18 protein-coding genes and 2 pseudogenes are annotated in these 19,023 nt (G+C 73.1%); 14 read left to right on the forward strand and 6 right to left on the reverse strand.

What is annotated here, in order from left to right:
* Positions 1-76: 76 nt before the first annotated feature.
* From ACFWP3_RS31675 to ACFWP3_RS31725, 11 genes and pseudogenes are all read left to right on the forward strand, one after another.
* Complete coding sequence (locus ACFWP3_RS31675) at positions 77-1,018, forward strand: FKBP-type peptidyl-prolyl cis-trans isomerase (protein ID WP_384227894.1); 942 nt, start codon at positions 77-79, stop codon at positions 1,016-1,018.
* Positions 1,019-1,049: 31 nt separating this feature from the next.
* Positions 1,050-1,445, forward strand: coding sequence for an FKBP-type peptidyl-prolyl cis-trans isomerase (locus ACFWP3_RS31680; protein WP_384227897.1), 396 nt, complete (start codon positions 1,050-1,052; stop codon positions 1,443-1,445).
* 123 nt (positions 1,446-1,568) lie between these two features.
* A complete protein-coding gene (locus ACFWP3_RS31685; protein ID WP_384227900.1) occupies positions 1,569-2,525 on the forward strand; it encodes a helix-turn-helix transcriptional regulator in 957 nt (318 codons plus the stop codon).
* A 45-nt stretch (positions 2,526-2,570) separates the two neighbouring features.
* Complete coding sequence (locus ACFWP3_RS31690; RefSeq protein ID WP_384227902.1) at positions 2,571-3,539, forward strand: helix-turn-helix transcriptional regulator; 969 nt, start codon at positions 2,571-2,573, stop codon at positions 3,537-3,539.
* Between the two features lie 15 nt (positions 3,540-3,554).
* Positions 3,555-3,791 carry a hypothetical protein gene (locus ACFWP3_RS31695; protein ID WP_384227906.1) on the forward strand — a complete coding sequence of 79 codons (237 nt, stop codon included), beginning with the start codon at positions 3,555-3,557 and terminating at the stop codon, positions 3,789-3,791.
* Positions 3,792-3,817: 26 nt separating this feature from the next.
* Positions 3,818-4,018, forward strand: coding sequence for a hypothetical protein (locus tag ACFWP3_RS31700; RefSeq protein ID WP_384227909.1), 201 nt, complete (start codon positions 3,818-3,820; stop codon positions 4,016-4,018).
* Between the two features lie 183 nt (positions 4,019-4,201).
* Positions 4,202-4,498 (forward strand): Sec-independent protein translocase subunit TatA, encoded by a 297-nt coding sequence (tatA, locus tag ACFWP3_RS31705; RefSeq protein ID WP_384227911.1) that lies wholly within the window; start codon positions 4,202-4,204, stop codon positions 4,496-4,498.
* 47 nt (positions 4,499-4,545) lie between these two features.
* Entirely contained in the window at positions 4,546-5,511 is a 966-nt protein-coding gene (tatC, locus tag ACFWP3_RS31710) for a twin-arginine translocase subunit TatC (protein WP_384227913.1), read from the forward strand.
* A 42-nt stretch (positions 5,512-5,553) separates the two neighbouring features.
* Positions 5,554-6,323: pseudogene (locus ACFWP3_RS31715) on the forward strand (diacylglycerol kinase family protein).
* Between the two features lie 46 nt (positions 6,324-6,369).
* Entirely contained in the window at positions 6,370-9,210 is a 2,841-nt protein-coding gene (locus tag ACFWP3_RS31720; RefSeq protein WP_384227915.1) for a DEAD/DEAH box helicase, read from the forward strand.
* 90 nt (positions 9,211-9,300) lie between these two features.
* Entirely contained in the window at positions 9,301-9,981 is a 681-nt protein-coding gene (locus ACFWP3_RS31725; protein ID WP_384227917.1) for a TetR/AcrR family transcriptional regulator, read from the forward strand.
* Here ACFWP3_RS31725 and ACFWP3_RS31730 read toward each other — a convergent pair.
* The 4 genes from ACFWP3_RS31730 to ACFWP3_RS31745 form a co-directional block, all read right to left on the reverse strand.
* Entirely contained in the window at positions 9,978-10,952 is a 975-nt protein-coding gene (locus ACFWP3_RS31730; protein ID WP_384227920.1) for an RluA family pseudouridine synthase, read from the reverse strand. The two genes, ACFWP3_RS31725 and ACFWP3_RS31730, sit on opposite strands and share 4 nt — an antisense overlap.
* Before the next feature lie 24 nt (positions 10,953-10,976).
* Positions 10,977-12,524, reverse strand: a complete 1,548-nt coding sequence (locus ACFWP3_RS31735; RefSeq protein ID WP_384227922.1) for a serine hydrolase — start codon at positions 12,522-12,524, stop codon at positions 10,977-10,979.
* A 318-nt stretch (positions 12,525-12,842) separates the two neighbouring features.
* Positions 12,843-13,682 carry a siderophore-interacting protein gene (locus ACFWP3_RS31740; protein ID WP_384227925.1) on the reverse strand — a complete coding sequence of 280 codons (840 nt, stop codon included), beginning with the start codon at positions 13,680-13,682 and terminating at the stop codon, positions 12,843-12,845.
* Between the two features lie 52 nt (positions 13,683-13,734).
* Positions 13,735-14,640, reverse strand: a complete 906-nt coding sequence (locus ACFWP3_RS31745; protein ID WP_384227935.1) for a 5'-3' exonuclease H3TH domain-containing protein — start codon at positions 14,638-14,640, stop codon at positions 13,735-13,737.
* 257 nt (positions 14,641-14,897) lie between these two features.
* Here ACFWP3_RS31745 and ACFWP3_RS31750 point away from each other — a divergent pair, with 257 nt between their 5' ends.
* Together ACFWP3_RS31750 and ACFWP3_RS31755 are read left to right on the forward strand one after the other, a co-directional pair.
* The gene (locus ACFWP3_RS31750) at positions 14,898-15,494 is read left to right on the forward strand and encodes a helix-turn-helix domain-containing protein (protein ID WP_069923721.1); all 597 of its coding nucleotides are present in this window, start codon (positions 14,898-14,900) and stop codon (positions 15,492-15,494) included.
* Positions 15,495-15,499: 5 nt separating this feature from the next.
* Positions 15,500-16,219, forward strand: a complete 720-nt coding sequence (locus ACFWP3_RS31755; RefSeq protein WP_384227927.1) for a helical backbone metal receptor — start codon at positions 15,500-15,502, stop codon at positions 16,217-16,219.
* A gap of 47 nt (positions 16,220-16,266) precedes the next feature.
* Here the strand turns inward: ACFWP3_RS31755 and ACFWP3_RS31760 are convergent, their stop codons facing one another.
* A complete protein-coding gene (locus tag ACFWP3_RS31760; RefSeq protein WP_384227929.1) occupies positions 16,267-17,388 on the reverse strand; it encodes a TDT family transporter in 1,122 nt (373 codons plus the stop codon).
* Between the two features lie 70 nt (positions 17,389-17,458).
* Here ACFWP3_RS31760 and ACFWP3_RS31765 point away from each other — a divergent pair, with 70 nt between their 5' ends.
* Entirely contained in the window at positions 17,459-18,379 is a 921-nt protein-coding gene (locus ACFWP3_RS31765; protein ID WP_384227931.1) for a LysR family transcriptional regulator, read from the forward strand.
* Between the two features lie 296 nt (positions 18,380-18,675).
* Here the strand turns inward: ACFWP3_RS31765 and manB are convergent.
* Positions 18,676-19,023: pseudogene (gene manB / locus ACFWP3_RS31770) on the reverse strand (phosphomannomutase/phosphoglucomutase); the annotation flags it as partial.

The following is a 19,023-nucleotide window of genomic DNA, read 5'->3' on the forward strand; positions in this document are numbered from 1 at the left end:
TGCGGTCTCGTACGGGGCCCTTCCCACGGCTTAGAGTGGCGGGCGACCGCCTTGCCGTCTGAGATCTGAGGAACACGTGCGCCGACTTGCCGGCCTGCTTGTCGTACCCCTGCTGCTGCTGTCGACAGCGGCGTGTGGCGATGACAGCGGCTCCGACTCCGCCCAGATGAAGAACGGGGTGCCCGCGATCACCAAGGGCGCCAAGTTCGGGGAGACGCCCACCCTGTCCCAGGGGAAGGGCGAACCGCCCAAGGACCTGAAGGTGGAGACCGTCAGCGAGGGCGACGGCCCGGCGCTGAAGAAGGGCGACATCGCCCAGGTGAACTACCTCGGGCAGGTGTGGGACGGCAAGGAGCCGTTCGATGCCAGCTTCGGCAAGGGCAAGCCGTTCGACGTGACCATCGGCGCGGGCATGGTCATCAAGGGCTGGGACCAGGGCCTGGAGGGCCAGAAGGTCGGCAGCCGCGTCGAGCTCGTCATCCCGCCGGCGCTCGGCTACGGCGAGCAGGGCTCGGGCGACAAGATCAAGCCGAACGCCACGCTGGTCTTCGTCGTGGACATCGTCAAGGGCACCTCCGTCCCGGCCTCGGCCACGGGCAAGGAGGTCGCCCAGGACAACAAGGACCTGCCCAAGGTCGGCACGAACACGGACGGCAAGGAAGTCGCCGTGACCGTTCCGAAGGACACCGCCGAGCCGTCCAAGCTGGTCTCGAACTACGTCCTCGAGGGCGACGGTGCCGTGGTGAAGGACACCGACAACGTCGTGGTCAAGTTCAACGGCAAGACCTGGAAGGACGACAAGACCTTCGAGAGCACGTACACCACCGACACGACGGTCACCTGGCCGATGGAGCAGCTGTCGGTCAAGGGTCTGAAGGAAGGCCTCATCGGCAAGAAGGTCGGCAGCCGCATCCTGCTGGTCATCCCGCCGGACCTGGCCTTCGGCGACAAGGAGCAGGGGACCATCCCGGCGAAGTCGACGCTGGTCTTCAGCCTCGACATCCTCGCGGTGATGTAAGACTGTTCCGGTTGGGCCCCCGTTCGTACGTATGAGGAGCAGTTCCGTGAGCGACAAGCTCGAGAAGCCCGAGATCGACTTCTACGAGGGCGGCGTTCCGGCCGACCTGGTGATCAAGGAGATCTGGGAGGGCGACGGCGCCGAGGCCAAGGCCGGTGACTTCGTCAAGGTCCACTATGTGGGTGTGGCCCTCTCCACCGGCGAGGAGTTCGACGCGTCCTGGAACCGCGGGGCGCCGCTGGACTTCAAGCTGGGTGCCGGCCAGGTCATCACGGGCTGGGACCAGGGCATCCAGGGCATGAAGGTCGGCGGCCGCCGGCAGCTGGTCATCCCCGCGCACCTCGCCTACGGCGACCGCGGCGCGGGCGGCGGCGTGATCGCCCCGGGCGAGACGCTGATCTTCGTCTGCGACCTGATCGCCGTCTGATACCGAGGACGCGCACGCTGTGGGCCCCCGCCGTGAGGCGGGGGCCCTCGCTTTTGTCCGGGACCGCCGGGACGGTACGGTCAGCGCTCACGAGTGTGTGTCGAGAACGGGGGAACGGCGTCGATGGCGATTGCCAAGGCCGAGCGGCTGATGAATCTGGCGCTGTGCCTTCTGGGGACCCGACGGCCGCTGAGCAAGCGGGAGTTGCGCGGTTCCATCGAGGCCTACCTGGAAGCCGGCAACGACGAGTCCTTCAACCGCATGTTCGAGCGGGACAAGGACGATCTGCGGGAACTCGGCCTCGTCATCGAGACGGTGGAGAACCTGGAGGGCGAGATCGGCTACCTCGCCCGCCGGGACAGCAACCGGCTGCCTCCCGTCTCCCTGGACGCCGAGGAGGCCGCGGCCCTGGGCCTGGCGGCGAAGGTGTGGCAGCAGGCCCGGCTCGCCGGGGCCGCCAGCGGCGCCCTGCAGAAGCTGCGCGCCGGGGGCATGCCGGAGGCGGGGGACCCGTACGAGGGGCAGCACAGTGCCATCGAGCCGCGCATCCCGGTCCACGAGGCGGCCTTCGAGCCGCTGATGCTGGCCTGCCGGGACCGCCGGCCGGTGGTCTTCGACTACCGCAAGTCCACCGCCGCCACGCCCGGGACCCGGCAGGTGGAGCCCTGGGCGCTGGAGTGCTGGCGCGGGCACTGGTACCTGGCCGGATTCGATCGGGACCGCGGGGCGGAGCGGGTGTTCCGGCTCTCGCGGATCACCGGCAAGGTGCGCTCCCGCGCGGGCCGCTACACCGCCGAGGTGCCGGACGTGGTGACCGTACGGGAGACCGTGGCGAGCTGGGCCGGGGAGAGCGCGGAGCGTTCCGCGCTGATCCGGCTGCGCGCCGGGGCGGGCTACCCGCTGCGGGCCAAGGCCACCGCGGTGCGCGAGGGCGGGGACGGCTGGGACGAGCTGGAGATCCCGTACGGGCACGGGCTGGACGCCTGGCTCGTGGAGTTCGGCCCGGACGTGGTGGTCGTGGAACCGGCCGATCTGCGGGCGGACGTGGTGGACCGGCTGCGCGCCGTCGCCCAGGGCTGACCCGGAACACCTGTGAGCTACGCCCTGAGGGGGAGACGTACCACCATGGCTGCCAACGCCATCGACCAGACCCGCCGGATGCTGTCCCTGGTGACGTATCTGCGCGAGCGCCCGGGCGCGCACGTCGCCGACGTCGCGCGCGCCTTCGGGATCACCGAGGACGAGCTGATCTCGGACCTCGACGTGCTGCCCATGTGCGGCACCAGCTTCCGCGGCGGGGACCTGCTCGACATCGACACCGACGGCGAGCGGATCTGGTGGCGCAATCCCGACGCCTCGGGCGAGTCCACCGCCGAGCCGCTGCGGCTGGCCGCCGACGAGGCGACCGCGCTGCTGGTCGCCGCCCGCGCGGTGGCCACCCTGCCGGGGCTGCGCGAGGGCGACCGGGACGCGCTGCTGCGCGCCACCGCCAAGCTGGAGGCCGCGGCGGGCGAGGCCGCCGGGGCCAGCTCCCGGCTGTCGGTGACCTTCGAATCGGAGGGCGGGGTCTTCGCGGACGTCGACCGGGCCATCGCGGAGCGCCGCCGGCTGTGGCTGCGGTACTACTCGCCGGCGCGCGACGAGCTCACCGAGCGCAAGGTCGACCCGATCCGGCTCTTCGCGGTCGGGCACACGTACATGGAGGGGTGGTGCCACCTCTCCGAGGCCCGGCGCACCTTCCGCCTCGACCGGGTCGCCGAGATCCGGCTGCTGGACGAGCGGGCCGAGCCGCCCGCCATCGAGCCGCGCGACCTGTCCGAGGGGCTGGTCCAGCCGGCCGCCGAGGACCCGGAGGTGGTGGTCGAGGTCGGGCCCGGCGGGCGCTGGGTGGCCGAGTACTACCCCCACGACAGCGCCGAGGAGCTGCCCGGCGGCGGCCTGCGGATCACGCTGCGCAGCCCGGACCCGGCCTCGCTGCGCAGGCTCGCGCTGCGGCTGGGCCGCGAGGGGCGGATCGTGGCCCCCGCGGAGCTGGCGGACAGTGCGCGCAGCGCGGCCCGGGAGGCGCTGGCGGGGTACGGGGAACAGGTCTGAGGGGAGCGGCGGTCGATGTCGGCTACGTCAGTGTCATCAGGGTCTGTCTCTTTCAAGGCGGCGTGTCCCGACTGCCGCGCCCGCTTCGAGCTGGACGCGGGCGCCCTGCGGCTGGTCATCGGCGGCAGCCGGCGGACCACCTTCTACTCCTTCACCTGCCCGCGGTGCGCCGCGTCCGTCCGCAAACCCGCGGGCGAGCGCATCGTGGAACTGCTGACCGGCGGCGGCGTGAGCACCCTGCGCAGCGTCTGAGCCGCCCGGTGGCCTAGGCTCGTCCCATGCTGTGGCCGATGTTCGCAATTGCCCTGGGCTTCCTCGGGATCGCCGTCCTCGCCGTGCCCGCCGTACGCGTGTTCGTGGAGGTCCGCCGGCTCTCCGGGCAGGTCGCGGTGGCCAGCCGGCGGATCGCGGACGCGTCGGAGGACCTCGAGCGGGCCTCGGCCGATCTTGCCCGGGCGGGCCGTGGCGTGCGGCCGTAAAGCGGGATGAACCGGTGCGAACGGGGTGTGAACAATGGCCCCGCGCGCAAGCGGGGATATCCCGGGGGATTGCCGTGCGTTTACCCCCGGGGGTTACGATCCTTGCCTGAGCGGTTACCGGATCTGTGTCCGAGCCGTCCACAGCCACCACAACCAGCCGCTTCGGTGAGAAGGAAGACACACATGATCGGCAATCTGAAGCCCCTTGAGATCCTTCTGATCATCGCTGTCATCGTGCTGCTGTTCGGCGCCAAGAAGCTCCCCGAGATGGCCCGTTCCCTCGGCAAGTCGGCCCGCATCCTCAAGAGCGAGGCGAAGGCCATGAAGAAGGACGGCGAAGCGGAGGACGCGGCCACCGCCGCGCCGGCCGCCGACCAGGCCGCGCAGCAGCCCGTCGCCCCGCGCACCATCCAGGCCGCGCCCGGTGACGTCACCAGCTCCCGGCCCGTCAACGAGCCGAACCGCACCACCCAGGGCTGACGCAAGCCGGACACGCCAGTCATCTGCAACGAGACAAGGGACGTGGGTTGCTCAAGTCTGCCCGCAAGCAGGAGAAGCAAGGACGACAGGCCAAGGACGCCGAAGGGCGCATGCCTCTCGTCGAGCACCTGCGTGAGCTGAGAAACCGTCTGCTGAAGTCGGTCCTGGCGATCCTCGTGATCACCGTCGTGGCGGCCTTCTTCTACAAGGAGCTCATCGACTTCATGCTGAGGCCGATGCTGGACTCCGTCGGCTGCACCGACGGGGTGGTCTCGCAGCGCAACGGCAAGCCCTGCGCCGACATGACGGTGAACGGCCTGATCGCACCCTTCTCGATCGCTCTGAAGGTGTCGCTCGCCGCCGGTGTGGTGCTCTCCGCCCCGGTGTGGCTGTACCAGCTGTGGGCGTTCACCGCCCCGGGGCTGCACGGCCACGAGAAGAAGTACGCGATGAGCTTCGTCGCGATCGGTGCCCCGCTGTTCGGTGCCGGCGCCGTGCTCGCGTACAAAGTCCTCCCGCAGACCGCGACGATCCTGCTGGATTTCACCCCCGAGCACACGCGCAACCTGCTCCCGGTCGACGACTACCTCGACCTGATCACGCGCATGGTCGTCGTCTTCGGCCTCGCCTTCGAGCTGCCGCTGCTGCTGATCCTGCTGAACTTCACCGGGGTGCTGACCGCGAAGCGGCTGGCGGGCTGGTGGCGGGCCATGGTGCTCGGCATCACCGTCTTCTCCGCCTTCGCGACGCCCACCGGTGACCCGCTCACCATGCTGTCGCTGGCCGCCCCGATCGTGGCCCTCTACTTCATCGCGCTCGCCGTCTGCCTGGTCAACGACCGCAGGCGCAGGCGCAACGACCCGGACGCGGGCCTCGACGACGACGAAGCCGCCGAGCTGGACCTCACCCCGGCGCCGATCGGCGAGATGGAAGCGGTGCCCCCGCCCGCCGCGCTGCCCGGCCAGGCGGACGGCGGCCGTCAGCGGATCAACGGTTACGACGACGCCACCTGACAGGTACGCCCCCAGCTACCGCTGGGAGGTGCCCCCGCGCGGGTGACTTCCGAGATCACCCTCTTCGTCAATCCCACCGCGGGACGCGGCCGGGGCGCGCACGCCGCGCAACCGGCCGCTTCCGCGTTGCGGGCCGCCGGCCTCTCCGTACGCAGCGTCGTCGGAGCCGACGCCCCCGACGCCCTGGCCCGGCTGCGCGCCGCCGTCCGCGAGGGCACCGGCGCGGTGATCGCGGTGGGCGGCGACGGCATGGTCTCGCTGGCCCTCCAGGCCCTGGCCGGGACCGACGTACCGCTCGGGGTGGTCGCCGTCGGCACCGGGAACGACTTCGCGCGGGCGCTGGGACTGCCCGTACGGGAGCCCGAGCGGGCCGGGCGGCTGGCCGCGGCGGCCCTCAAGGAGGGGCGGATCCGCGAGATCGACCTCGGCCGGGTGCGGGACACCTGGTACGGGACCGTGCTGTGCTCCGGCTTCGACTCCAAGGTCAACGACCGGGGCAACCGGATGCGGCTGCCGACCGGCGGTTCAAGTACGACCTGGCGATGATCGCGGAGCTGGCCGCCTTCCGGCCGTTCCCGTACCGGATCACCCTCGACGACGGCCCGGTCATCGAGACCGAGGCCACCCTGCTCACCGTGTTCCCGCGGGTCTACAAGGGGACCCACCTCGGCCACCCGAAGGTGACCGTCCACCGGGCCCGCACCGTCACCCTGGAGGCCGCCGGGCTCACCGCCTAGGCCGACGGGGAGCCGGTCGGGCCGCTCCCGGTGACCGCCGAGTGCGTCCCCGGGGCCCTGCGCCTGCTCACTTAAATGATCGCGACTGTTGTCAGAGGTGGCGGGTAGGCTCGAACTCAAGATGACCGAAGAACTCTCACCGGCCGAGCGGTACGCCGCTGCCCGGATCCGCGCCGCCGAAGAGGCCAGCGCGCTGGCGCCCTTCCGCGAGATGTACGCATTCGACCTGGATCCGTACCAGGTCGAGGCCTGTAAGGCTCTGGAGGCGGGCAAGGGCGTCCTGGTGGCCGCTCCGACCGGCTCGGGCAAGACGATCGTCGGCGAGTTCGCCGTGCACCTGGCCCTCCAGCAGGGCCGCAAATGCTTCTACACGACGCCCATCAAGGCCCTGTCGAACCAGAAGTACGCCGACCTCGTCAAGCGCTACGGCGCCGACAAGGTGGGCCTGCTGACCGGCGACAACAGCGTCAACTCCGAGGCGCCGGTGGTCGTGATGACCACCGAGGTGCTCCGCAACATGCTGTACGCGGGCTCCCAGTCGCTGCGCGGCCTCGGGTACGTCGTGATGGACGAGGTGCACTACCTCTCCGACCGGTTCCGCGGAGCCGTGTGGGAGGAAGTGATCATCCACCTCCCCGAGTCGGTGACCCTGGTGTCGCTGTCCGCGACCGTGTCCAACGCCGAGGAGTTCGGCGACTGGCTGGACACCGTGCGCGGCGACACCGAGGTGATCGTCTCGGAGGAGCGGCCCGTACCGCTGTGGCAGCACGTCATGGCCGGCCGGCGGATCTTCGACCTCTTCGAGGAGGAGTCCGACCACGGAGGCCGCGGCTCCGCCCGCCGCGAGGTCAATCCCGACCTGCTGCGGATGGCGCGCGAAGAGAACAGCCGCACCTACAGCCCCAAGGACCGGCGGCGCGGAAAGATGGTCCGCGAGGCGGACCGCGAGCGCGAGCGGCGCTCCCGCGGCCGGATCTGGACCCCCTCCCGGCCCGAGGTCATCGCCCGCCTCGACGGCGACGGGCTGCTGCCCGCCATCAACTTCATCTTCAGCCGGGCCGGCTGCGAGGCCGCCGTCCAGCAGTGCCTGTATGCGGGCCTGCGGCTCAACGACGACGCCGCCCGCCTGCGGGTCCGCGAGATCGTCGAGGCGCGGACCGCCTCCATCCCCCACGAGGACCTGCACGTCCTGGGCTACTACGAGTGGCTCGAAGGCCTGGAGCGGGGCATCGCCGCGCACCACGCGGGCATGCTGCCCACCTTCAAGGAGGTCGTGGAGGAGCTCTTCGTACGGGGCCTGGTCAAGGCCGTCTTCGCCACCGAGACCCTGGCCCTGGGCATCAACATGCCCGCGCGCACGGTCATCCTGGAGAAGCTGGTCAAGTGGAACGGCGAGCAGCACGCCGACATCACCCCCGGCGAGTACACGCAGCTCACCGGCCGGGCCGGACGGCGCGGGATCGACGTCGAGGGCCACGCGGTGGTGCTGTGGCAGCGGGGCATGGACCCGGCGGCCCTCGCCGGGCTCGCGGGCACCCGTACGTATCCGCTGCGCTCCAGCTTCAAGCCGTCCTACAACATGGCCGTGAACCTGGTCAGCCAGTTCGGGCGGCACCGCTCGCGCGAGCTGCTGGAGACCTCCTTCGCGCAGTTCCAGGCCGACCGCTCGGTCGTCGGGATCTCCCGGCAGGTGCAGCGCAACGAGGAGGGCCTCGACGGCTACCGGGAGGGCATGACCTGCCACCTCGGCGACTTCGAGGAGTACGCGCAGCTGCGCCGGGACCTCAAGGACCGCGAGACCGAGCTGGCCAAGCAGGGCGCGGCGCAGCGGCGGGTGCAGGCGGCCAGTTCGCTGGAGAAGCTCAAGCCGGGCGACATCATCCACGTGCCGACGGGCAAGTTCGCCGGGCTCGCGCTGGTCCTGGACCCGGGCGTGCCGGCCGGGCGGGTCAACGGGCACCGCGGGTACGAGTACGCCGAGGGCCCGCGCCCGCTCGTGCTCACCGCCGAGCGGCAGGTCAAGCGGCTCGCCGCGATCGACTTCCCGGTCCCGGTGGAGGCGCTCGACCGGATGCGGATCCCCAAGACCTTCAACGCCCGCTCCCCGCAGTCCCGTCGGGACCTGGCCTCCCAACTGCGCTCCAAGGCCGGGCACATCCCGCCCGAACGGCGCGGGCGCGGCCGGGCCGCGGCGGCCGACGACCGCGAGATCGCCCGGCTCCGGGCGGAGTTGCGGGCGCACCCCTGCCACGGCTGCGACGAGCGCGAGGACCACGCCCGCTGGGCGGAGCGCTACCACCGGCTCAAGCGGGACACCCAGCAGCTGGAGCGGCGGATCGAGGGACGGACGAACACCATCGCCCGCACCTTCGACCGGATCCACGCGCTCCTGACCGAGCTGGACTACCTGCGCGAGGACGAGGTCACCGTGCACGGCAAGCGGCTCGCCCGGCTCTACGGCGAGCTGGACCTGCTGGCCTCCGAGTGCCTGCGCGCGGGCATCTGGGAGGGCCTGAGCCCGGCCGAACTGGCCGCGTGCGTCTCGGCGCTGGTCTTCGAGGCACGCCAGGCCGACGACGCGGTCGCGCCGAAGGTGCCGGGCGGCGCGGCGAAGGCCGCGCTCGGCGAGATGGTCCGCATCTGGGGCCGGCTCGACGCCCTGGAGGAGGAGCACCGCATCAACCAGGCGGAGGGCGTGGGCCAGCGCGAGCCGGACCTCGGCTTCGCGTGGGCGGCCTACCAGTGGGCCTCCGACAAGAGCCTGGACGAGGTGCTGCGCGAGGCGGAGATGCCGGCCGGCGACTTCGTGCGCTGGTGCAAGCAGGTCATCGACGTGCTGGGGCAGGTCGCCGCCGCGGCTCCGTCGGCCTCGGGCGACAGCGGCAGCACGGTGGCCCGCAACGCCCGCAAGGCCGTCGACGCGCTGCTGCGGGGTGTGGTGGCCTACAGCTCCGTCGGCTAGCCGCAGTTGGGGCTTCCTCCGAAGGCGGGGACGGCGCGATCTGATCTCTTGCCATGATCGAATCGACGTGCCGTGTGCGACGATCGGCCCATGAGTGGGGGAGCGGGCGAAGGGCCGAGACGGGTCGGTCGGCCACGTGCCGACCGGCTGAGACCGCGGAGCGGCCGGCCGCCGCGCGAGGAGTTCCTCTGCGCGGCGGCCGAGCTGTTCACCGCCCTGGGGTACGCGGCGACCACCACGCGGGCGGTCGCCGAACGGGCCGGAATGCGCCAGGCCACCATGTACCACTACTTCGGCGGCAAGGAGGACCTCCTCGCCGAGCTGCTGGAGTCCACCGTCGCACCCTCGCTGGTGCTGGCCCGGCAGCTGCTCGCCGACGGGGAGCGGCCCGCCGCGCGACGGCTGTGGGAGCTGTGCCGCTCCGACGTGCTGCTGCTGTGCGGGGGCCCGTGCAACCTGGGGGCGCTCTACCTGCTGCCCGAGGTGGCGGGAGCCCGCTTCGAGCGGTTCCGCCGGATGCGCGGCGAACTCAAGGACGCCTACCGGGTGTTGCTCGACGGGACCGGCGTGGGCGCCGAGCTGGCCGGCGACGGGGCCGCGCTGGCGCTGCGCAACGACCTCGTCTTCGGGCTGATCGAGGGCGTCATGCTGATCCACCGCGCGGATCCCGGACGGCCGGTCGCCGTCTTCGCGGAGGCCACCGCCGATGCGGCGCTGCGCATCGCGGGGGTCGGCGGCACCGGGCCGCTGGGGGGCGACGCGCCGGCCTAGCCGCCGCTCCCGCCCGGGCCCTGTTCCCAGCCGGTGCGGTCGTGCCAGGCCTGGAGGGTGCGGCCGCTCTCGAAGCGGTGGCCGATGCCGGTGACCGGGTCGGTGAACTCCAGTACGCGGGCGAGGAGTTGCAGCGGCCTGCGGTAGTCGTCCGGAGCCGGGTCGGTGACCTGCGGGTACACCGGGTCGCCCAGGATGGGCAGGCCGAGGCTGTTCATGTGCACGCGCAGCTGGTGGGTGCGGCCCGTGTGCGGGGTCAGCCGGTAGCGGCCCAGCCCTTCGCGGGCGGCGGTCAGCTCCACCAGGCTCTCCGCGTTGGGTTCCGCGCCCGGCACCTCCGTCGCCGCGATGACCCCGCGGGCCTTCTCGATGCGGCTGCGGACCGTGCGGGGGAAGACGAGCGCCCGGTCGTGGGCCGCCAGCGCCTCGTACTCCTTGTACACGCGGCGCTGCTGGAACAGCAGCTGGTACGCCCCGCGGTCCTCGGGCCGGACGCTGAACAGCACCAGCCCGGCCGTCAGCCGGTCCAGCCGGTGCGCCGGGCTGAGGGCGGGCAGGTCCAGCTCCGCGCGGAGCCGGGCGAGGGCGGTCTGGGTGACGTGGCTGCCGCGCGGGGTGGTCGCGAGGAAGTGCGGCTTGTCCACGACCAGCAGGTGCGCGTCGCGGTACACGACGCGGACCGCGAACGGGACGGGCGCCTCCACCGGCAGGTCGCGGTGGAACCACAGGTGGCCGCCCGGCTCGTACGGGTCGCTCGCGTGCAGGACGCGGCCGCCGGGGCCGAGCACCCGGCCGGCGGCCAGCAGCCGGGCGACGGCCTCGGCGCCGGGCCCGCCCGCGTAGTGCGCGGCGAGGTAGCTGCCGAGGTCCGGCCAGGCGCCGTCCGGGTCGGGGGGCAGGCGCAGCCGGACCGGGTCGATGCCGGCGCGCTGGGGGAGGGGAGAAGGGGGTGGCTGGGCTCTGCGTCTCATCGGGGACAGGCTATGCGGACACCGCTACTGCTCGGTGAAGGTGCCCAGGTGGTCGGCGTCCAGGTACTCGACGCGGAGCGTGCCGTCGGCGAAGGTCACCCCCGTGCGGCCGACCGCGTTCTCGCCGGCGGTCTCGAAGCTGAAGGTGTCCCCGTCGTAGTGGGCGAGCGGGAAGCGCAGCGGCTTCGGTCCGAGGGCGAGGGTGAGCGCGCCCTTGTCGTCGGCGGTCACGGTGGCCTTGCCGTAGTAGGGGCTGACGTAGGTGCCGGTGTACGCGGCGCTGTCCTGGGCGGGCCGGGCGGCGGCGGGCGGGTCGGAGTAGTCGGTGGGGGAGCGGGCCGCGTCCTGCATCTGCTCGTAGAGGGAGCCGGCCAGGCCCAGCCAGTCGGCGGTGGCCTTGCCGTGCTCGGCGAAGTCGAAGAAGTCGAGCGCGACGGCGTCGGCGAGGCCGACGGGAGCGCCGTTGGTCAGGACGACGATGCCGAGGCGCTCCAGCGGGAGCATGGTGACGTTGGTGTTGGCGCCGAGCTCGAAGGCCCCGGAGTGGCTCAGGCGCAGCCGGCCGGCGTCGTCGTAGGAGACGTTCCAGCCGAGGCCGTAGAAGCCGGTGCGGCCGGCCGGGTTCGCGGGCGGCTGCGAGACGATCTCGGGGAGGTGCGTGCGGGCCAGGGTGTCGGCGGGGATGATCCGCTTGCCGTCGAGGGTGCCGCCGGCGAGCTGGAGGCGCAGCCAGCGGGACATGTCGCGGGCGGTGGAACTGACGCCGCCGGCCGGCGCCTGGGCGTCGGGGTCGCGGACGAAGCGGGGGCTCCAGGTGCCGTCCGGGTTCTTGACGTGGGTGACGGCGCGGTCGGGGGAGTTCGTGTAGGCGGAGAACTCGGTGCTCGTACGGGTCATGCCGGCGGGCTTGAAGAGGGTGTCGGCGCTGAGCTTCTGCCAGCTGGTGCCCTTGGCGCGGGCGATGGCCTCGGCGGCGGCGGTGAGGCCGAAGTTGGTGTAGGCGTAGCTCGCGCGGAACGGGGTCAGGGGTACCAGGCGCAGGTGGTCGAGGATGTACGACTGGTCGTAGCCGAGGTCCTCGAGGAGGTCGCCGGCGTGGTCGGGGAGGCCGCTGCGGTGGGAGAACAGGTCGGCGGTCGTGACGTGGCCGGTGACCCAGGGGTCCTTCAGGGAGAACCCGGGCAGCGGGACGTGGCGGTCCCACTCGTCGGGGCCGGTGAGGGTGCCGGCCACGACGGTGGAGGACACCGGCTTGGAGAGCGAGGCGATCTGGAAGACGGTGTCGGGGTCTACGGCCGCGCTCCCGCCGGTGCGGCGGACGCCGAAGCCCTTGAGGTGGACGACCTCGTCGTCGTGGACGACGGCCACGGAGACGCCGGGGACGCCGGTGCGGCGCATCATGTCCTGGACCGTGCGGTCCAGGCGGTCCACGGCCCTGGCCACGGCCTCGTCGGTGAGGGCGGGCTTGGGGGCGGGCGGGGGGCTGGGGGCCGTTGTCCCTGCGGTTGCCAGCAGGGTGCCGGCCGCTGCCGTTGCCAGCGCGGCCCCGGCGGTTGCGCGACGCGTACGCATGAGGTGATTGTCCCGCCGGGCGGGCGAATCCGCGCGGGCTGGCTCCGCCGGTGGCCTGGCTGGGGCGCGGCGCCGTTGTCGGGGGCGCTGCCCCCGAGCCCCCGCGCCTCAAGCGCCGGCGGGGCTGGGGTGTGGTGCGGCGCCGTTGTCGGGGGCCAGCCCCCGAACCCCCGCGCCTCAAGCGCCGGCGGGGCTGAAATGCCAAACGCCGGCGGGGCTGGAATGGCAAGCGTCGGCGGGGCTGGAATGGCGAGCGTCGGCGGGGCCGGAATGAGCCCCAGGCGGGGCTGGGATGGGGGCTGGCGGCGCCGCAGGCGGCTAGGCGGCGGTGGCGTGGTCCTGTTCGGCTTCTACTGCCGCGTTCCAGTCGCGCTTGATCGCGCGCCAGCCCTCGTCCGTTTCGCCCAGGCGCCAGTAGCCGGAGATGGACAGGCGTTCGCGGGCCACGCCGCGTTCCAGGCGGAGGTGGCGGCGGAGGTCCTTCACGAAGCCGGCTTCGCCGTGGACGAAGGCGTGGACGTCTGTGGAGGGGAACTCCAGGGCCATGACCGTCTCCACCAGGGCTTTGCCGATCGGGCGGTCGCCGCGGTGCAGCCAGACCGGGACGACCCCGTCCGGGGTGGCGACCTTCTGCTCGGCCGAGGGGCCCTCGACCTCCACGAAGGCGTGCACCCGCGCACCCGCCGGCATCCGCTCCATCGCCGCCGCGATCGCCGGCAGCGCGCTCTCGTCGCCGACCAGCAGGTGCCAGCCGGCCGTCGGGTCCGGGGCGTACGCGCCGCCCGGGCCGAGGAACCGTACGACCTCACCCGGCTGGACCCGCGCCGCCCAGGGGCCGGCCAGGCCCTCGTCGCCGTGGACGACGAAGTCGAGCGTCAGCTCGCGGTGCGCGGCGTCCCAGTTCCGTACGGTGTACGCGCGCTGCCTCGGCCACTGCGCCCGCGGGAAGTGGGCGCGGATCCGCTCCAGGTCCCACGGCTCGGGGTACGTGACGCCCTGCGGGGGGAAGAGGATCTTGATGTAGTGGTCGGTGAACTCGCCCGCGCCGAATCCGGCCAGCCCGTCACCACCCAGAACGATGCGCACCATGTGCGGTGTGAGCCGCTCGGTGCGTACGACGACGGCGGTGCCGACGGAACGGGCGCGTCCTTCTGCCACGGTGTCTCCCCTGACTCCCCTGAACCAACTTAGGATTACCTAAGTTAGCACCTCATGGCCGGAGCGCGCTGCTGAGGCGCGACACGGCTCCACCCAGACCCCACCGATGGGCGAGGGCGTCGACGAGTTCGGGCTGTGCCGGGGCGGCCGGAAGGGCCGGGTCGAAGGGCGGAAGCGGGACGTCGGCGGCCACCTGGACCACCTTGGGAGCCACCGCCAGATAGGGGCGGGATTCGTCCAGCCGCTTGCGCTGTGTGGGTGTCAGCTTCGACTTCGGGTCGTCGACCGCCGCGATGATCCCGGCGAGCGAGCCGTAGGCGTCGAGGAGCTTGGCCGCCGTCTTCTCCCCGATGCCGGGGACGCCCGGCAGGCCGTCGCTCGGGTCTCCGCGCAGCAGGGCGAGGTCCGCGTAGCCGGGGCCGTCCACGCCGTACTTCTCGCGCAGCCACGCCTCGTCCGTCACCTGGAGCGTGCCCACGCCCTTGAGGGGGTAGAGCACCCGCCGCTGCCGGGAGTCGTCCACCAGCTGGTACAGGTCGCGGTCGCCCGTGACGATGTCCACCGGGCCGCTCGCGCGGGCGGTGAGGGTGCCGATCACGTCGTCCGCCTCGTAGCCGGCCACGCCCACCCGGGCGATGCCGAAGGCGTCCAGCGCCGCCTCGATGATCGGGACCTGCGGGGCCAGCGTGTCGGGGGTCTCCTCCACGTCCGGTCCGGTCTCGGTCTCCACCGCGACCCGGTGGGCCTTGTACGAGGGGATCAGCTCCACCCGCCAGTGCGGCCGCCAGTCCGCGTCCATGCAGGCCACGAGGTCGTCGGGGCGGTGGTCCTGGACCAGCCGGCCGATGAAGTCGAGCAGCCCGCGCACGGCGTTGACCGGGGTGCCGTCGGGGGCCTTCACGGAGTCCGGCACGCCGAAGTAGGCCCGGTAGTAGAGGGAGGCGGTGTCGAGGAGCATCAGGCGTCGTGTCGTCACGCAGACGATGATGCCGCACCCCGACCGGCCGCCGGACGGGCCGCCGGACGGGCCGCCGGACGGCCACGGACCGTGAGCGATCCGGTACGGGAACACCCGTGCACGCGAAACGGGGGGCGGTTGCTGCGTAAGGTGCTTACAGCACACCGATGTGCGACGGACAAGGGGAGGGCAGCCCCGAAATGAACGGCAGGGACGGCACGGACGGCCTGGACGACAAGAGCCCCGAGGGCATGGCCATGGACAGGGACAAGGAAAAGGACAAGGACGGCAAGGAGCCGCTCCGGGTGGGCGTGGCCGTGCGCAAGCGGCGCCGCGCGCTCCATCTGACCCTTGCCGCCGTCTCGGCGCGCAGCGGGCTGTCGGTCCCGTTCCTGAGCCAGATAGAGAACGAGCGGGCCCGGCCCAGCATGCGGTCCCTGGAACGGGTCGCCGACGCGCTGGAGACCACGGCCGTCGAGCTGCTCGCCGCGTCCGACACCGCGCGCACGGTGGACCTCGTACGGGCCGGTGACGAATCCGGGCTCACCCCGGTGCCGGGCGTACGGCCCCTCGTGCGCGGGCACCACCAGCTGCACGCGCTGGAGTTCACCGGGGACCAGGACGCCGGGCGCGAGTACCAGCACCGCAACGACGAGCTGATGTACGTGGTCGCGGGCGCCTGCCAGGTGGAGGCGGAGGGGCGGGCGTACCGGCTGGAGAGCGGCGACGCGCTGTTCCTGTCGGGAGGCGTCCGGCACCGCTGGCGGGCCGTCACCGAGGACACCCGGATCCTGGTGGTGGCGGTGGGCGACCACATCCACGCGACCTCCGAGCCGCCGTCCCCGGGCCACTGAGCGGCGTGCGGCGGGTCGTCTCGCTGGTGCCGTCCCTGACCGAGGCGGTGGCCGAGAGCGCGCCGGGACTGCTGGTCGGGGTCACGGACTGGTGCACCCACCCCGGGGACCTCGGGGGCGCCGTGCGGATCGGGGGGACGAAGAACCCCGACGTGCGCGCGATCACGGAGCTGCGCCCGGACCTGGTCATCGCCAACGAGGAGGAGAACCGGGCCCCGGACCTGGCGGCGCTGCGGGCGGCCGGGGTGGAGGTGCTGGTCACCGAGGTGCGCGACCTCCCGCAGGCCCTGCGCGAGCTGGACCGGCTGCTGGTGGGGGTGCTGGGGCTGGCCAGGCCGGGGTGGCTCGCGGACGCCGAGGCCGCGTGGGCCCGGGTGGAGCCGGCCGCCGATCTGACGGCCTTCGTACCGGTGTGGCGGCGGCCGTGGATGGTGCTGGGCCGGGACACCTTCGCGGGCGACCTGCTCGCCCGGCTGGGCGTGCGCAACGTCTACGCCGGGCACCCCGAGCGGTATCCGAGGATCCCGGTGGAGGAGCTCGCGGCCTCGGGCTGCGACCTGGTCGTGCTCCCGGACGAGCCGTACCGCTTCACCGCACAGGACGGCCCGGAGGCCTTCCCAGGCCTCCCGGCGGCCCTGGTCAGCGGCCGGCACCTGACCTGGTACGGCCCCTCGCTGGCCGAGGCGCCGCAGCTGCTGGCGGACGCCGTGCGCGCGGCGCGCTGAAGGCCGTACCCGCCGCCCGACCCGGACGGCGGGTACCCGGCCGCGGGCTAGGCTGCGAGCAGTCGGCCCGAGAGCAAGCCCCGCAGGGTGTGGGTGGCGGCGAGGAGCCAGGCGGTCAGCAGGCCGAGGAACAGGGCCGCGGCCAGCCAGGAGAAGGCGGTCAGGCCGGTGTGGCGGGCCAGCCCGGCGGCTCCGGTGACACAGGTGCCGACGGGGAAGGTCAGGGCCCACCAGGTCATCGCGAAGCCCATGCCGTTGCGGGCGGCCCGCACCAGCATGGCCGCGGCGAGGGCCAGCCACAGCAGGGCGAAGCCCATGACGGGGACCCCGTAGACGACCGCGAAGGCGCCGAGGGCGCCGGCGTAGGGGGCGCCGATCGACTGGGGGGCCATGTCGGCGAGCTGGTTCACGGCGGTGGTGGACTGGCCGAGGGGGCCGAGCACCAGGAACAGGGTGGGGGTCAGGGCCAGGGGGAGGGGGCCGCCGAGGATCAGCCGGCCGAAGACCAGGGGGAGCATCAGCAGGGTGGCGAGCAGGCTGAGGCCGAACATCGCGTAGCAGGCGAGCAGCATGGCCTCGCGGGGCTGGCCGGCGGGCAGGTGGGGTATCAGCAGGGGGCCGAGGGCGGCGGAGACCATGGGGGAGACCAGGGGCAGCAGCCAGACGGGGGTGGCCTGCCTGGCCTCGACCTTGTGGCGGACCACCATCAGGTAGGGCACCACCACGGCCATGACCAGGCCGATCGCGGTGCCGGCGGTGAACAGCACGGCGTCGACGGCCACGGCCGCGCCGGTCCCGATCAGGTCCTTGCCGACGATGAGGGTGCCGCCGCCGACGGCCAGCAGGGCCATCGAGAGGCAGCCGTAGAAGGGGGCCACGGCGGGGTCGAGGAGATGGGCGCGGGCCTGGTCGCGGTGGTGGAGCCAGTGGCCGGCGCGGGCGGTGAGCAGCACGGCGAGTGCGGCGGCGGACAGCGCCCAGACGAGCTGGCAGGCCACGCGCTGGCCGGGGAGCTGGTACGGGAGGGTGGCGCCGGCGTTGGCGATGATCGCCGTGCCCATGATCGAGGCGTACCAGTTGGGGCCGAGCTGCCGCAGGGCCTTGTGGGCCCGGGGAGCGGTCTCGGGGGTGCTGACGGTGGTGCGGGGTCGCACGAGGGTGGTGGCCATGGATCCAGCGTCGTCCCTGGTGGGAGCGGGTGGCAGAGACCTTCTCGCTATAGGGCCATAAACTGATGTTATGGGTAATGAGGAGTGGGTGCCGCTGGCACACCGGGTGCCGGACCTGGGGGCGTTGGAGCTGCTGCTCGCGGTGGCGCGCGTGGGGAGCCTGAGCGGTGCGGCCCGGCGGCTGGGGATCACCCAGCCCGCGGCCAGCAGCCGGATCCGGGCGATGGAGGCACGGCTCGGGGTGGCGCTGGTGGACCGGTCGCCGCGGGGGTCGACGCTGACGGCGGAAGGCGCGCTCGTCACGGACTGGGCGCGGCGGGTGGTGGAGGCGGCGGAGGCCTTCGACGCGGGGGCGCAGGCCTTGCGCGGGCAGCGGGACTCGCGGCTGCGGGTGGCCGCCAGCATGACGATCGCGGAGTACCTGCTCCCGGGATGGCTGATCGCGCTGCGCGGGCAGCGGCCGGACACGGCGGTGTCGCTGCACGCGGGCAACTCGGCGGACGTCGCGGAGCGGGTCCTCGCACACGACGCGGACCTCGGCTTCGTGGAGGGGCTGACGGTCCCGGACGGGCTGGACTCGGCGGTGATCGCGCAGGACCGGCTGGTGGTGGCGGTGGCGCCGGGGCACGCGTGGGCGCGGCGCTCGAAGGGGGTCGAGGTGGCGGAGCTGGCCTCCGCGCCGCTGATCCTGCGCGAGCGGGGGTCGGGGACGCGGCAGGTGCTGGACGCTGCGCTGGCCGGGTGCGGGGGGCTGGCCGCGCCGCTGCTGGAGCTGGCGTCGACCACCGCGGTGAAGGCGGCGGCGCTGAGCGGGGCCGGGCCGTGCGTGCTGTCGGAGCTGGCGCTGGGGGACGAGCTGGCGGCGCGGAGGCTGGTGGAGGTGCCGGTCGCGGGGGCCGCGCTGGGGCGGGCGCTGCGGGCGGTCTGGCCCGCCGGGGCGCGGCCGGCGGGCCCGGCCCGTGACCTGCTGTCGCTGACCGGACGCACCTAGCCCGGCCCTGGGCCCGGGCCGGCCGAAACCGGGGCAGGCGCGGCACCGTTGCCGGGGGCCGGCCCCCGGGCCCCCGCGCCTCAAACGCCGGCGGGGCTGGTTGGGGCCGGCGGGGCTGGAATGAGCCCCAGGCGGGCTGGTTGGGGTCGGCGAGGCGGGTTCGTGCCGCGTCGGTGGTGGGTGGGTGCGGCGCCGTTGCCGGGGCTCTGCCCCGGACCCCGCGCCTCAAACGCCGGCGGGGCTGAAATGCGGGGCCGGGATCGCCGCACAGCGGCAGACCCGGCCCCGCCAGCACGTCAGGCGCGGATCAGGGACAGGATCTCGTCGCGGACCTTCGCCAGGGTCGCCTCGTCGCGGGCCTCCACGTTCAGGCGCAGCAGGGGCTCGGTGTTCGAGGCGCGGACGTTGAACCACCAGTCGGCGCCCGTGGCCGTCAGGCCGTCCAGCTCGTCCAGCTCCACGTCCGCCCGGCCCCCGTACGCGGCCTTCACCGCCGCCAGCCGGCCCGCCTGGTCGGCGACCGTCGAGTTGATCTCACCCGAACCGGCGTAGCGGTCGTACGAGGCCACCAGGCCCGACAGCGGGCCGTCCTGGCCGCCCAGGGCCGCCAGCACGTGCAGCGCCGCCAGCATCCCGGTGTCCGC

Source organism: Streptomyces sp. NPDC058525, assembly GCF_042719495.1.
Lineage (GTDB): Bacteria > Actinomycetota > Actinomycetes > Streptomycetales > Streptomycetaceae > Streptomyces.